The sequence below is a fragment of the Peribacillus muralis genome (genome assembly GCF_001645685.2).
Lineage (GTDB): Bacteria > Bacillota > Bacilli > Bacillales > DSM-1321 > Peribacillus > Peribacillus muralis_A.
The window spans coordinates 3174451-3187925 of record NZ_CP017080.1; the positions used below are offsets into that span (position 1 = coordinate 3174451).

Consider the following 13475-nt stretch of genomic DNA (forward strand, 5'->3'; position numbering starts at 1 on the left):
TCATAACAGTTTTCATATTAATTTTCACCTGCGTATTCGATAAATGTAAGGCTCGTTCACTTCATTTCCACTTTTTCATGAAAAAGGCGGGGCATTACGAAAAATCCGCCTATTGAAATGGCGGATTCGTCCTTACCCCTTTGCCTGCTCGTAAGCAGTGATGATTTTGGCAACTAACGGATGTCGCACTACATCGCTTTGTTCAAAATAAACGAAGGAAAGGCCCTTGACATTCTTCAAGATTTCCTCTACCCGGACCAAACCTGACTTCATCCCTTTTGGGAGATCAATTTGGGTCCGGTCCCCCGTAATGACCATCTTCGATCCGAACCCAAGACGGGTCAAGAACATTTTCATTTGGGCTTCCGTCGTATTTTGGGCTTCATCCAAAATGACAAAGGCATCTTCAAGCGTACGGCCCCTCATATAAGCCAGGGGAGCGATTTCAATCGTCCCTCGCTCTATCATCCTTTGGGTCTGTTCCATCCCAAGGAGATCATGAAGAGCGTCATATAGCGGCCGTAGATAAGGATCTACCTTCTCCTTCAGGTCGCCCGGAAGGAAACCGAGACTTTCGCCAGCTTCGACGGCAGGCCTTGTCAGGATGATCCGCTTAACTTGTCCATTTTTCAGGGCATTGATTGCCATCACTACTGCGAGATATGTCTTTCCCGTTCCCGCGGGCCCGATTCCAAATACAAGGTCTTGTTTCTTTATCGCCTGGATATAGTATCTTTGCCCGATCGTTTTGACTTTAATCGATTTCCCCTTCGCCGTTTTGGCGATTTCCTCATCATACAATTCACCGAAATACTCAAGGGTGCCTTTTTTAGCCAATTCAATGGCATAAAGGACATCTCTAGAACTGATTGCAATTCCTTTTCTAATCACTGTCAATAGTGCTTTCAGGATTTCCTGCCCCATCGTTATCCTATCGATATTGCCGGCGACACTGACGGCTTCACCGCGGGTAATCACGGAAATGCCCAGCTCCTCTTCAAGCACTTTTACATTTGAATCCCCATTGCCTAACAAAGCGATCGCTTCATTAGGTGATTCGATTTCCAGCTTAATTACTTTCACATCATCTGCCATTCGTTAGTCTCCTTGAATGATTGGCTGTCCAATCGCTATATCTTCAATAACTTGGTAATGTATAGACAATTTAACTTTACCATTCTCCATGCTTTCGTGCAAAATTTTTTCTTCGATGATTTCATCTTCTTCATCCAAATGCTTTTTCAACTCCGCTTTAGCCATTTTCCTCCCCTCTTTCACCGCCTCTTCCCTCGTATAACTGCGAACGATATCCTCCTTGCTCCTTAACGTCACCTGTTTGTAGGAGATGGGGAGCTCCCATTGCAAAAAGTGAAAAGGCTTGAGGGTCGTTTCTTTTTCCTGCTTGTCATATTTTGGATCCTTGAATCCCCAAACCGGAAGGGAAAAATCGCCCATTTTCAAATAGTGCTTGTTCGTTTCATTTCCATTCAGTACGGAAAATTTAGTTTTCATCGGGATTTTCACTTCGGCATTGTACCAGGTTTTTCCTTTGATCACTCCCTGTGCCGATACGATTTCCTGCTTATCCTCTTTTCCGATCAAACCTGAGACGAGAAGCTGTCCCTTTCCGACATAATCATTCACATTTACTATAGATTGTCCTTTTTTTACATACATATCAGCAATAACCGCCTTTTTCGAGGCCACCAAATTTTGCGGAGATGTTTTTTCCACTTCCTTCGGCTGTCGTTTTTCAACGACACGAAAATGGTACGTCGTTCCCTTGAGCTCGACCCCAACCCATGTCAATGCACTGATTCGATCCGAAAGCTTACGCTGGATCGTATCCACATCATCAACGAAAAATTGCAACTTGCCGATCTTCACGCCCATCTTGTCCAATTCTTTGCGGATCGCATGCTCGGTTGCCGGCTTCGCATCCTTCACCTCGATGCCCCACACCATATTGGAAAGCACGAAAATGCAAAGCAGGAACGCAATGAGACCGACCAGGAACCCGCTGTTCTTCATCACTCTCTTCACTAGGAAAGGGAAGCCCCTTCCCTGCATGAACGATACCTTGCAATCGCTTTTGCGCATGACCTGCCGGAGTTTCGGTATATCCCTGAAATCCATATGGAAAATCAGGGTTTCACTTCCGACGCGCTTCAAATCCCAGATATGAAGCCCCCTTCGTGTCAGCATATTGATCAGCCGTTCTGCACCTTTTCCATGTGCCTTCACTTTTACATAGCCTGTATAATAGTTTGTCCATTGGTTTTTCATCGAGACCTCCCGGGATCATTCATTAATAAAATAAACCTTATCAATCTTGCCTTCGAGCATGATTTCTTCAGGTAAGATCGTCTTTATGACAAAGGAGCTACCCTTTATCAGCAGCTGACCATTTTTCAGCATCAATCGTACTTCGCTGTCAGTAAAAGCCAACAAGCCACGATGGTTTTCAATGTAAATATGTAATTGTCCAATCATTGTGATTCGCGGCAGGTCCATCATGACATCTTGCGGAAGGTCCATTGTTTTGGTCATAAGCTGTTTCATTTTTTTTCCCCAATTACGAGCCATAAAAAAGAACCCCCTTTCATCTCAATGTATGAGGTGAAAGGGGGTTCTAGCACAAAATAATCTCGGAACGATAGTCTATTTTTTCTTGAAGCGATCACGAGAGGAATAAACCTCCATGCTCGGTTATCTCCTAGACCTTTGGAGACTTCGCTTCGCCCTTGGCGGTCCAAGCACTTCTGACATGATGATGCCATCAATCAACTGCTTTTTCCCAAAAGAAGGCCCTTTCCGATAAACGGGACTTACATGATCGGAAATGGATGAAGCGATGTTATCGGCCTTCGCCTTTTGATATAAACGTTCTTGATCGTACTTCTGCTGAAGCCGCCTAAGCTCGGCAATCCTTTTGTTCGCTTCGTTCTTCGTCTCATCGATTATCTCGGCAGCCTGAGGTGCTTGCTGTTCGGCCTTCCTTACAGGAGCTGGTGCAGGACGACCTTGCTGCTGATCTCCTTGCATTTCACCTTGAAGCTCCCGCATGACCTCCTGCCATTTCTTTTTGGGCGGGCCGTTAGGGGCATCAGTTTGCTGAGACTGCTTTTTTCTTCCTAACATGGACGATACAATACCGATCAAGATAATGATTAGGAATGGGTTCCCGAGAAAGAAATCAATGATATCTCCCATTTAAAGACCTCCCTTCCCTAACCTAGTTATTATGGTTGTTATTGTTGTTATCTTTCGGATTTTCGGAAATTTTGCTGATCGAACCACGCATATCGGTATCAGCTGTTATATTTTGAATGTTCATATAATCCATTACGCCAAGATTTCCGCTTTTAAGTGCATCTGCCATGGCCAGCGGTACTTCCGCTTCGGATTGGACAACCTTCGCACGCATTTCCTGAACACGCGCAACCATTTCCTGTTCAAGGGCAACAGCCATCGCACGGCGCTCTTCGGCCTTTGCCTGGGCAATTTTCTTATCGGCTTCGGCTTGGTCCGTTTGTAAGATGGCCCCGATGTTTTTGCCGATATCCACTTCAGCGATATCGATGGAAAGAATTTCAAACGCGGTTCCTGAATCCAATCCTTTTGATAATACGGTTCTTGAAATCAGATCTGGATTTTCGAGGACATCCGTATGCATTTTCGAAGCACCGATCGTCGATACGATCCCTTCACCTACACGGGCAATGATCGTTTCTTCACCGGCACCACCGACAAGACGTTCTATATTGGCTCGAACAGTGATCCTTGCCTTCGCCTTCACTTCGATCCCGTTCATCGCCACACCGGAGATGAATGGCGTTTCGATCACTTTCGGGTTAACGCTCATTTGAACGGCTTCCAGTACATCACGACCAGCTAGGTCAATGGCTGCACCGCGCTCGAAAGGCAGTACGATATTGGCACGTTCCGCAGCAATCAAAGCATTCACGACCCGATCGACATTACCTCCTGCTAGGTAATGGCTCTCCAATTGATTCGTTGAAACATTAATTCCTGCCTTGTGTGCCTTGATAAGGGGGTTAACGACCCTGCTTGGTATAACCCGGCGAAGTCTCATCCCCACCAATGTAAATATACTGATTTTGACTCCTGCCGCCAGAGCGGAAATCCAGAGCATTACTGGTACGAATGTAAAAAATACCGACAATACGATGATGGCAGCAATCACTGCCAGTACAATAAAAACTGTTCCTGATGTTATCACCTAAGAATTCATCCTTCCTGTATCCTTTATTATTTAATTGAAGTCCGGTATTTCCCGGACGACTACCCTAGAGCCTTCAACCTTAACGATGATGAGTGACGACCCTTTGGAAATGTAGCTTCCCTCTGTCACGACATCCACTCTCTCATCAATGATCAAAGCAGTTCCCGAAGGCCGTAAATCCGTAAAGGCCTTCCCTTTTACACCTAATAGATCGACTCGATTCGGATTGCTAACGTATCCTTGCTCCGTCTTTGTTGCATCGGTTAAAATCATTTTTTTGAAAAATTTCATTTGTTTTCCAAACACCTTTACAAGTAGAATGAATGCCAAAATCGATACGGTGACCGCAATAAGCAGGGATATCGTCATATGGACAGGATCATCCGTAGCGAGGAACAAACTCCCCACTATCGCCGTAAATCCTAGCAGGCCTATAATTCCCCCTGGGAGGAAGAATTCCGCCAGCACGAGGATGACCCCGATGATGAACATCGTCAACGATTCGTACCCCGTGATGCCTGCGACAAGATGACCATAAAAGAACAAAACAAGACTGGAAACCCCAATGACTCCCGGAATTCCAAAGCCAGGCGAAAACAATTCAATCACAATCCCGATACCGGCAATCGTCAATAAAATCGGAACGACAATTGGATTGGTCAAGAAACGGGCAAGTTTTTCAGGAAAACTTTCTTCAATCGTTCTGATATCTGCATCCTCAACCCCAAGTTTGCTGTACAGCTCCGATTTGCCCGAAACAATCCCTTCACTATATCCAGCCTTTTTAGCCTGTTCCGCTGTAAATGTGAGCAGCTTCCCTTTTCCTGCGCCATATTCAGGAAGGTTGATGTCTTCATCCGCCATGGCTTGGGCGAATTTCGGATCGCGTCCATTTTGTTCCGCTGCTGTCTTCATCGCAGCCAGCCAATAAGACTGTGCTTTCTTGCTTGCAGCGTTCCCCGCCGAATCAATCACAGCTGCCGATCCCATCGTAGCACTTGGGACCATATAGATTTCATCTGCACTCAGGGCAATATATGCACCCGCAGACAAAGCCCTGTTATTGACATAGGCGACGGTTTTCACCGGAGAATCCGACAGTAGCTTCGAAATCTCTCCAGCTGCATCGACAGCACCGCCAGGGGTATTCACCTCGAAAATGACAAGATCTGCATCAGCTGCTTCAGCAGTGTTCAGTGCACGCTCCAAAAAAGCCGAAAGTCCCTTTTCCACCGTCTTTTCAATCGGAACATGATAAACGATTTTCTCCTGTGCAGAAGCCGCCAATCCTCCAAATGATGACATGGTGAACAGCAATCCTAATATGAGTACAGATATACAACGCCAAATTTTCAGGCGGAACGCCCCCTTCCCCGTCTCAAATGCTGTAAGCCCCACCAATTTCCAGAAGAGTCCTTACCATTCACATTCAGCTCTTAACTAAAAGCGGAATAAGGATACCCGAAGCCACCCTTTACACTGTTCCTTAGTTATTACGTATGTATATGAAAAAGGTTTCAAAATAAAGCAAATAAATTTGAAAACGCCGCTGTTTCCTAGAGCTCCGTTACAATAATATACGCATAATGATCGTGAAATACACAAAAACCACAGGCAATTTGCCTGCGGTTAGGTTTCGAGTTTTAAGTTTCGAGTTTAAGATAGATGTTGTAATACTAATTTGTTAACTAGAGAACCATCTGCTTTACCTTTAACTTTAGGCATTAAAGCTCCCATAACTCTCCCCATATCTGCTTTGGATGTTGCATTGACTTCTTTGATCGTCTGTTGAACGATGTCAGAAATCTCTTCTTCTGAAAGTTGCTCAGGCATATATGCCTCTACGTATACTAGTTCGGTGCGGACTTTATCCACGAGATCGGAACGACCTGCGTTTTCAAACTCCTGGAGGGAGTCTTTGCGTTGTTTTAATTCGCGAGAGAGCACTGTCAATTCTTCATTATCCGTTAAATCTTGTCTCAGCTTAAGAGCTTCGTTTTGAATGGAAGCTTTCAGCATCCGAATAACAGATAGTTTGTCCTTTTCCTTGTTCTTCATCGCTTGTTTCATATCATTATTTAAACGCTCGAGAAGACTCATCTTTCCACCCTCTCTTAGAATTTACGTTTTCTTGCAGCTTCAGACTTTTTCTTACGTTTTACGCTTGGTTTTTCATAAAATTCACGCTTCCTAGCTTCCTGAAGCGATCCTGCTTTAGATACAGTACGTTTGAAACGACGAAGAGCATCTTCAAGCGATTCGTTTTTACGAACGACGGTTTTAGACATCTCTTTCCCTCCCTCCGAAAACAACACACTAACTCAAGTTGTCAACATGTTATACATGTACTAAACAATTATAATATATGATCTTTATCAGGTCAACCAATATAATCAAACTTATTTCGATTATTCTCATGTTCTTTCCATAATTTTTATCAAACCGATCATTCCAGTAAAATGAAACCCTTTTTAAAGCATGTCTCCCCCAACTGGACCATATGCTTAGAAAGGGGTGAGAGTCATGTATGAGCTTTTTTTATTCGGATTTTACATTGCGATGTTTCTTGCAGGAATGTCGGTTTTGCGAATCGGCCTGTTCAATATGTCAGGCGCCGCACTAAAGACTTTCCTCTCAAAGGTAACGGATAAGCCATGGAAGGGGTTTATCGCAGGGACCATCTTCACTGGCATCCTTCAGAGCAGCTCGGCAGTCATGGTCATGACGGTCGGACTCGTCTCTGCAGGAAGTTTAACTTTCCCGCAAACAATCGGGATTATTCTTGGAACGAATATCGGCTCCACTCTCACAGCAGAGTTCATGAGCTTCACTTTGGATCGATGGATCATTCCCGGCGTCATATGCGGAGCCCTCCTATGCTTCATGCCCAAAGTCTTGCCGAGAAGCTTGGGAATGACACTCATCGGCATCTCAGCCATCTTTGCGGCGATGGGGGGGTTCAAAACACTTTCGACACCTATTGCCGCATACCCAGCCATCCAAACGCTCATCTCTTACATAGAAGGCCAAATGAGTTATGCCCTATTAGCCGGGATCGCATTAACGGCACTGATCCACTCCAGTTCTGTAACCATCGGGATTGCCATGAGTTTTTTGATGAATGGAGAATTATCCGTCTCTTCCGCCATCATCATCATGCTCGGCTCCAATATAGGCACATGCATCACCGGATACATGGCGAGCATCGGTTCCGGCAGACAAGCTGCCTTTACAGCATATGCCCATATTTGGCTTAATGTCCTCGGAGTTGCCGCTTTCCTGCCCTTTGTCGATCTACTGGAACGAACCGCTGCCTTTTTCACTGAAAATGAAGCGACACAACTCGCACACGCAAGCGTCATTTTCAATATTTTGACCTCGCTGGCTGTCCTGCCATTCGCACGGCAATTTTCCACCTACATCCTTTGGGTGCATCGGGCGAACATGAAAAAATGAAGTGCCGTCCTTCCTGACTCTGACTCAGTTTTGGACCGTTTTCTCACCAATTTGGCGCTTTCACTCGCGAGTTCAGCTGTTTTCTCGCCAATTTGGCGCCTTTACTCGCCAATTTCATGCTTTTACTCACGAGTTTAAGCTGTTTTCTCGCCAATTCGGCACTTTTACTCGCGAGTTTTAGCTGTTTACTCGCCAATTCGGCACCTTTACTCGCGAGTTTCAGCTGTTTACTCGCCAATTCGGCACCTTTACTCGCGAGTTTGGTATTTGTGCATTTTTCTTTAAAGTGGAGGCCTATATTCATTCCCATATATCCAATATACATAATTATGAAAGCTTGCTTGTTCCAAAAATAACGTATGAGAATTCAAATTTGAGACATTCTTCACCATTTGCCGTGAAGAGGCTTTTTCTTTGGCAAGCAGAATACAAGCGCGATGAGGTGCTGAGAAAAAAAGGGTAATAAAAAAAGGCGGAGAAAAATTATTCTCCGTCCTTTGAAAAATCAATAATCGGAATCAGCCGTTAAGCCTTTTACGATGGAGACGCCTGCACTGGCACCAATTCTTGTGGCTCCTGCTTCAATCACATTTTGAGCGTCAGCCGTGTTACGGACTCCTCCAGAGGCTTTGACACCGATGTTTGGTCCAACCGTTTTTCTCATCAATGCGATATCTTCGACAGTTGCTCCTCCAGTGGAGAAACCAGTTGATGTTTTCACGTAATCCGTACCCGCTTTTACAGCCAGTTCGCAAGCGCGGACTTTTTCTTCCTCAGTCAATAATGAGGTTTCGATGATCACTTTTGAAAGAGCTTTCCCAGTTGAAGCGGCCACTACAGCACGGATATCCCGCTCTACCAATTCATCATCCTTGTCCTTCAAGGCGCCGATGTTGATGACCATATCGACTTCGTGTGCACCATTGGAGATGGCATCCTTCGTTTCAAATGCTTTCGTTTCCGGTGTTGTTGCACCTAGAGGGAAACCGATGACCGTACATACTTTCACTTCTGAACCTTCCAATAGTTCGCTTGCATATTTCACCCATGTCGGATTCACGCAAACGGAAGCAAACTTGTACTCGCGCGCTTCTTCGCATAATACCTTTATTTGCTCTTTCGTTGCATCTGCTTTCAATAACGTGTGGTCTATTAAACCTGCTACATTTTGTGACATATATTTTCCTCCTCAAAACATATTATTACTAGTTGTACGTACCTCTCATGATATCACAATTTGTCCAATTTGACGATATATATAGTCTTTACCCGAATGATCAAAGAAAACACATAAAAAAAAGACAGCGTAATTCGCTGTCTTACATGTTTGCTGCTTGCTGCAACGGAAAATCTTTCACAACCGTCACGAACTGACCTTCACTATGAGGGTAGCCAGACTTTGTTATTTTCACTTTTACGATTTCACCGACCATTTCTTCTGTAGCCGGAAAGACGATTTTCATGTAATTATCGGAGTAGCCTTCATATAAGCCATTTTCCAGCTTCGTCTCAGGAATGACTTCAAGGACTTCCCCTTCGAAACGGGAAGCATACTCTTTTGCCAATTGATCGGACAAGGCGATAAGACGGTGGACGCGTTCGTTTTTGACCTCTTCATCCACTTGATCTTCCATTCGTGCTGCCGGAGTACCGGTACGCTTTGAATAAGGGAAAACATGAAGCTCGGAGAATTTATATTTTTCGATGAAGTCATACGTCTCCATGAACTCTTCTTCCGTTTCACCCGGGAAGCCAACGATGACATCCGACGTAACAGCTAGGCCAGGAAGTGCAATTTTCAATTTTTCGATGCGATCACCGAAGAAATCCATCGTATATTTACGTCTCATCCGTTTTAGGACTGTGTCGGATCCCGATTGTATCGGAATATGCAGATGACGCACCACTTTTTTCGAATTCGTCAGCACTTCGATGATTTCATCAGTGATTTGGCTGGCTTCAATCGATGAAATGCGTATGCGCTTCAACCCATCGACTTGTTCCAAGTCACGAAGAAGCATGGCTAAATTGTAGTCCTTCAAATCATCTCCGTATCCACCTGTGTGAATTCCGGTCAAAACTAGCTCTTTATACCCTGCCTCGACAAGTTGTTCTGCTTGGTGTACGACTTCCTTTGGATCACGGGAACGCATTAAGCCGCGTGCCCAAGGTATGATGCAGAAAGTGCAGAAATTATTGCATCCTTCCTGGATTTTCAGTGAAGCGCGGGTACGATCCGTAAAAGCAGGTACATCCAGTTCTTCGTAAACACGGTTTTTCATGATATTGCCCACTGCATTGATCGGTTCACGCTCTTCCTTGAACTGCTCGATGTAATCTAGAAGCTTAACCCTATCCTGTGTTCCGACGACAATATCCACGCCTGGTATGGCCATGATCTCCGCTGGCGATGTCTGGGCGTAGCAACCGGTTACCGCGATGACGGCATTCGGATTTTTGCGAATGGCACGCCGGATAACCTGGCGACTCTTCTTATCGCCCGTGTTGGTCACCGTGCATGTGTTGATGACGTATACATCCGAAGCATGTTCAAACTCAACACGATCATATCCTCCAGTTTTGAATAATTGCCAAATAGCCTCTGTTTCATAATGATTCACTTTACAGCCTAATGTATGGAAAGCGACCGTTGCCATTTTCATCACCTCAAAAGTTCTACATGATAAGAAACAGCGGAAAGTGCATATAAAGGTGCTGTTTCAGTTCTTAATATTCTTGGTCCAAGGCCGCAAGCTACAAAGCCGGCAGCGGACAGTTTTTCGATTTCCTTGTCTGTTAAGCCACCTTCAGGGCCAAATACGAATAAGATCGACTGTCCTGCGGTGATATTCTTCAAGACGGATGCAAGCACGGAAGTTTCCCCCCGTTTCGCTTCCTCTTCAAAAGCGATTAATTTATGATCGAAATTGGCAGCATGCCGGGCTAGCTGATCTGCCGTCATCGGCTCCTTGACTTCAGGGATGACCGTTCGATGAGATTGCTCAGCCGCCTCTTTTGATATCTTCTGGAGCCTCTCCAATTTCTTTTCCATCTTTTTGTGGTCCCATTTTACCACCGAACGAGCAGCAATAAAAGGGATAAATTCAGCGGCACCAAGTTCGGTCCCCTTCTGAACGATATATTCCAACTTATCCCCTTTAGGCAGACCGCTCGCTATCACCACCCTCACGGGAAGCTCCTTCTCTTCATTCTTCCATTCCATGACAGTTCCTATAACGGCATCATCCGTCATTTCGGAAATTTCGGTGACAGCCGCCATACCGTTTGCCTTCACAGTAATGATTCGCTCTCCCGGCGCCATCCTCATCACCCTGGCGATATGGTGAAAATCATCGCCTGAAATCGTTACCGTGCTTCCTTTGATGTCTTCGTCGTTAAGAAAATACCGTTGCACACTGCCACCTACTTCTTCTAGTCTAAAAACCTTACAGCCTGGTCAGAGGCCCATTACCAAGCATACAAGCCGTGCAAAGATTCAAGCTAAAAAAAGGTACTCTGAATATCCAACTACCCGATAATCAGAGTAACTTTTCCAATTAATCATTCCTTTTTGCGATTAAGGCCACCCAATCTTCCATCAAGATCGTTTCCTCGATGGTGAATCCAGATGCCGTGATCGCATCCTTGACATCTTGTTTTTTCGGCTGGATGATCCCGGAGGCTATGAAATGACCGCCAGGCTTAACCACTTTTGCCACATCATCGGTAAAGCGCATGATGACTTCGGCAAGTATATTGGCCACGACGACGTCGGCTTGTTCATCGACACCATCCAACAAGTTGCCTTGTGAAACAGATACCCGATCTTGTACGTTATTGAGCTCCACGTTTTGCGTTGCGGATTGTACAGCCACTTCATCCAAATCCAGAGACTGAATTCGCTTTGCTTCGAGCAATGCGGCAGCAATGCTCAATACGCCTGAACCGGTTCCTACATCAACCACCAAATCGCCAGGCTTCACTGTCCGTTCCAACGCTTGGATGCACATGACCGTAGTAGGGTGTGTGCCTGTTCCGAAGGCCATCCCTGGATCAAGCTCAATGATCAATTCATCACTGCTTACAGGAGTGTATTCCTCCCATGTAGGAACGATGGTAAAGCGTTCGGAAATCTTTACGGGATTATAGTATTTTTTCCAGGCGGTCGCCCACTCTTCTTCATTCACTTCGCTGATGGAGACGATATTCTTCCCAAGGTCAATATCAAAAAGAAGGAGATTATTGATAGATTCCTTAATGGCATCAACGGTTTCACCAAGAAAGCTGTTTACGGGCAGATACGCCTTGATCATTACACCTTCATCCGGATAATCATCGGGGTTCAAGTGATAGATTTCGCCAAAAACATTTTCACGTTCCTTGACTAATTCCAGAGGATCCTCAATGACAACACCGCTGGCACCTGCCTCATGAAGAATATTCGAAACAGGTTCAACCGCTTCATTCGTTGTTTGGATTGCAAATTCAGACCACTTCATAATCTACCAACTCCCAATTTCTTCATTTACTTTAGTCACCTAATCATTCACCTATCTTTAAAAGCACGCTTCACTTTCGAGAAAAAGCCATCCTCTTGTTCATCCAGATCTGGCTGCCCGCTGATATCGCTGAATTCACGAAGCAGGTCCTTTTGTTTTTCCGTCAATTTTTTAGGCGTGACCACCAATACGACAACATGCTGATCTCCTTGGCCATATCCCCTGACATTCGGGACACCTTTGCCTTTCAAACGGAAACGGGTACTAGTTTGTGTACCGGCAGGAATCTTAAGTTTCACTTTTCCATGAAGAGTGGGAACCTCGATTTCATCCCCTAATGCTGCCTGGGCAAACGTGACCGGCATTTCACAATAAATGTCATCGCCATCCCGCTCGAAGAATTCATGGCTGCGCACGTGGAAGACAACATATAGATCTCCAGCCGGACCACCATTGATTCCTGGTTCCCCTTGACCTGTTACCCGCAACTGCTGCCCATCATCAATTCCGGCCGGCACTTTGACTTGAATCTTTTTACGTTTTTGAACTTTTCCATCTCCGCCACATGTTGAACATTTGTGAGGAATGATTTTCCCTGTTCCTTGACAGTGATGACATGCTCTCCGGTTCACAATCCTGCCGAACGCAGTATTTTGCTCTACATTCAATTGACCGGTTCCATGGCAATGTGAACAAGTTTCGACTTTAGTCCCTGGCTTGGCGCCGGATCCTTTACATGTATCACAATCCTCTTCACGCGGAATTTCAATTTCGGTATCTTTTCCGAAAGCCGCCTCTTCAAACGAAAGCGTCATGGTATATTGCAAATCCGCCCCTTGGCGTGGTGCATTAGGATCTCTCCTACGTCCGCCGCCGCCAAAAAAGCTGCTGAAAATGTCTTCAAAGCCGCCGAAACCGCCGAAATCCTGACCGCCGAATCCTTGGTTCGGATCGGTATGCCCGAATTGATCATAATGGGACTTTTTTTGTTCGTCGCTCAATACCTCATAAGCTTCCTTGATTTCCTTGAACTTATCCGCTGCATCGTCCGCTTTATTAATATCAGGGTGATATTGTTTGGAGAGCTTGCGGTACGCTTTTTTGATTTCATCCTTCGAAGCACTCTTCGAAAGGCCTAACACCTCATAATAATCGCGTTTACTCATATCTAAAATCCACTCCCGATTCGATTCACATAAAGGTAATATTATCACTGAACGAAGACAATAATCAACTAGAAAAGTACAAACGGCTTTGACACTTTTTTGCAAATG

At 45.1% G+C, this 13475-nt stretch carries 15 protein-coding genes; 1 reads left to right on the forward strand and 14 read right to left on the reverse strand.

Annotated features, from left to right (window positions below; translation table 11 throughout):
• Positions 1–132: 132 nt before the first annotated feature.
• The 8 genes from ABE28_RS15435 to rpsU form a co-directional block, all read right to left on the reverse strand.
• Positions 133–1095 carry a PhoH family protein gene (locus ABE28_RS15435; protein ID WP_064463440.1) on the reverse strand — a complete coding sequence of 321 codons (963 nt, stop codon included), beginning with the start codon at positions 1093–1095 and terminating at the stop codon, positions 133–135.
• Positions 1096–1098: 3 nt separating this feature from the next.
• Entirely contained in the window at positions 1099–2286 is a 1188-nt protein-coding gene (gene yqfD / locus ABE28_RS15440; protein WP_064463442.1) for a sporulation protein YqfD, read from the reverse strand.
• A 15-nt stretch (positions 2287–2301) separates the two neighbouring features.
• A complete protein-coding gene (gene yqfC / locus ABE28_RS15445; RefSeq protein ID WP_061140684.1) occupies positions 2302–2586 on the reverse strand; it encodes a sporulation protein YqfC in 285 nt (94 codons plus the stop codon).
• Between the two features lie 123 nt (positions 2587–2709).
• Positions 2710–3213 (reverse strand): hypothetical protein, encoded by a 504-nt coding sequence (locus ABE28_RS15450; RefSeq protein ID WP_064463443.1) that lies wholly within the window; start codon positions 3211–3213, stop codon positions 2710–2712.
• Positions 3214–3235: 22 nt separating this feature from the next.
• Positions 3236–4219, reverse strand: coding sequence for a flotillin-like protein FloA (gene floA / locus ABE28_RS15455; protein ID WP_373921351.1), 984 nt, complete (start codon positions 4217–4219; stop codon positions 3236–3238).
• A gap of 57 nt (positions 4220–4276) precedes the next feature.
• Entirely contained in the window at positions 4277–5551 is a 1275-nt protein-coding gene (locus tag ABE28_RS15460) for an NfeD family protein (RefSeq protein WP_083232104.1), read from the reverse strand.
• A gap of 351 nt (positions 5552–5902) precedes the next feature.
• Entirely contained in the window at positions 5903–6346 is a 444-nt protein-coding gene (locus tag ABE28_RS15465; RefSeq protein ID WP_064463447.1) for a GatB/YqeY domain-containing protein, read from the reverse strand.
• Positions 6347–6360: 14 nt separating this feature from the next.
• A complete protein-coding gene (gene rpsU / locus ABE28_RS15470; RefSeq protein ID WP_028391853.1) occupies positions 6361–6534 on the reverse strand; it encodes a 30S ribosomal protein S21 in 174 nt (57 codons plus the stop codon).
• Between the two features lie 235 nt (positions 6535–6769).
• Here rpsU and ABE28_RS15475 point away from each other — a divergent pair, with 235 nt between their 5' ends.
• Positions 6770–7702, forward strand: coding sequence for a Na/Pi symporter (locus tag ABE28_RS15475; RefSeq protein ID WP_064463449.1), 933 nt, complete (start codon positions 6770–6772; stop codon positions 7700–7702).
• 43 nt (positions 7703–7745) lie between these two features.
• On the opposite strand, the gene ABE28_RS15480 is transcribed toward ABE28_RS15475, so the two are convergent.
• From ABE28_RS15480 to dnaJ, 6 genes are all read right to left on the reverse strand, one after another.
• A complete protein-coding gene (locus ABE28_RS15480; RefSeq protein WP_064463451.1) occupies positions 7746–8006 on the reverse strand; it encodes a hypothetical protein in 261 nt (86 codons plus the stop codon).
• A 201-nt stretch (positions 8007–8207) separates the two neighbouring features.
• Entirely contained in the window at positions 8208–8879 is a 672-nt protein-coding gene (gene deoC, locus ABE28_RS15485; protein ID WP_064463453.1) for a deoxyribose-phosphate aldolase, read from the reverse strand.
• A gap of 142 nt (positions 8880–9021) precedes the next feature.
• Positions 9022–10359: a tRNA (N(6)-L-threonylcarbamoyladenosine(37)-C(2))-methylthiotransferase MtaB gene (mtaB, locus tag ABE28_RS15490; RefSeq protein WP_064463455.1), complete on the reverse strand. Its 1338-nt coding sequence runs from the start codon at positions 10357–10359 to the stop codon at positions 9022–9024.
• A gap of 5 nt (positions 10360–10364) precedes the next feature.
• Positions 10365–11117, reverse strand: a complete 753-nt coding sequence (locus tag ABE28_RS15495) for a 16S rRNA (uracil(1498)-N(3))-methyltransferase (protein WP_064463457.1) — start codon at positions 11115–11117, stop codon at positions 10365–10367.
• A 142-nt stretch (positions 11118–11259) separates the two neighbouring features.
• Entirely contained in the window at positions 11260–12201 is a 942-nt protein-coding gene (gene prmA / locus ABE28_RS15500) for a 50S ribosomal protein L11 methyltransferase (protein WP_064463459.1), read from the reverse strand.
• 47 nt (positions 12202–12248) lie between these two features.
• Positions 12249–13367 (reverse strand): molecular chaperone DnaJ, encoded by a 1119-nt coding sequence (gene dnaJ, locus ABE28_RS15505; protein WP_064463461.1) that lies wholly within the window; start codon positions 13365–13367, stop codon positions 12249–12251.
• Positions 13368–13475 lie beyond the last annotated feature (108 nt).

Coding starts and splice junctions, on each gene's coding strand:
- yqfD (WP_064463442.1), bottom strand. CDS start 2,286: ATGAAAAACCAATGGACAAACTATTATACAGGCTATGTAAAAGTGAAG.
- ABE28_RS15450 (WP_064463443.1), bottom strand. CDS start 3,213: ATGGGAGATATCATTGATTTCTTTCTCGGGAACCCATTCCTAATCATT.
- deoC (WP_064463453.1), bottom strand. CDS start 8,879: ATGTCACAAAATGTAGCAGGTTTAATAGACCACACGTTATTGAAAGCA.
- prmA (WP_064463459.1), bottom strand. CDS start 12,201: ATGAAGTGGTCTGAATTTGCAATCCAAACAACGAATGAAGCGGTTGAA.
- ABE28_RS15460 (WP_083232104.1), bottom strand. CDS start 5,551: ATGTCATCATTTGGAGGATTGGCGGCTTCTGCACAGGAGAAAATCGTT.
- ABE28_RS15475 (WP_064463449.1), top strand. CDS start 6,770: ATGTATGAGCTTTTTTTATTCGGATTTTACATTGCGATGTTTCTTGCA.
- ABE28_RS15435 (WP_064463440.1), bottom strand. CDS start 1,095: ATGGCAGATGATGTGAAAGTAATTAAGCTGGAAATCGAATCACCTAAT.
- rpsU (WP_028391853.1), bottom strand. CDS start 6,534: ATGTCTAAAACCGTCGTTCGTAAAAACGAATCGCTTGAAGATGCTCTT.
- yqfC (WP_061140684.1), bottom strand. CDS start 2,586: ATGGCTCGTAATTGGGGAAAAAAAATGAAACAGCTTATGACCAAAACA.
- ABE28_RS15465 (WP_064463447.1), bottom strand. CDS start 6,346: ATGAGTCTTCTCGAGCGTTTAAATAATGATATGAAACAAGCGATGAAG.
- dnaJ (WP_064463461.1), bottom strand. CDS start 13,367: ATGAGTAAACGCGATTATTATGAGGTGTTAGGCCTTTCGAAGAGTGCT.
- ABE28_RS15480 (WP_064463451.1), bottom strand. CDS start 8,006: ATGAATATAGGCCTCCACTTTAAAGAAAAATGCACAAATACCAAACTC.
- mtaB (WP_064463455.1), bottom strand. CDS start 10,359: ATGGCAACGGTCGCTTTCCATACATTAGGCTGTAAAGTGAATCATTAT.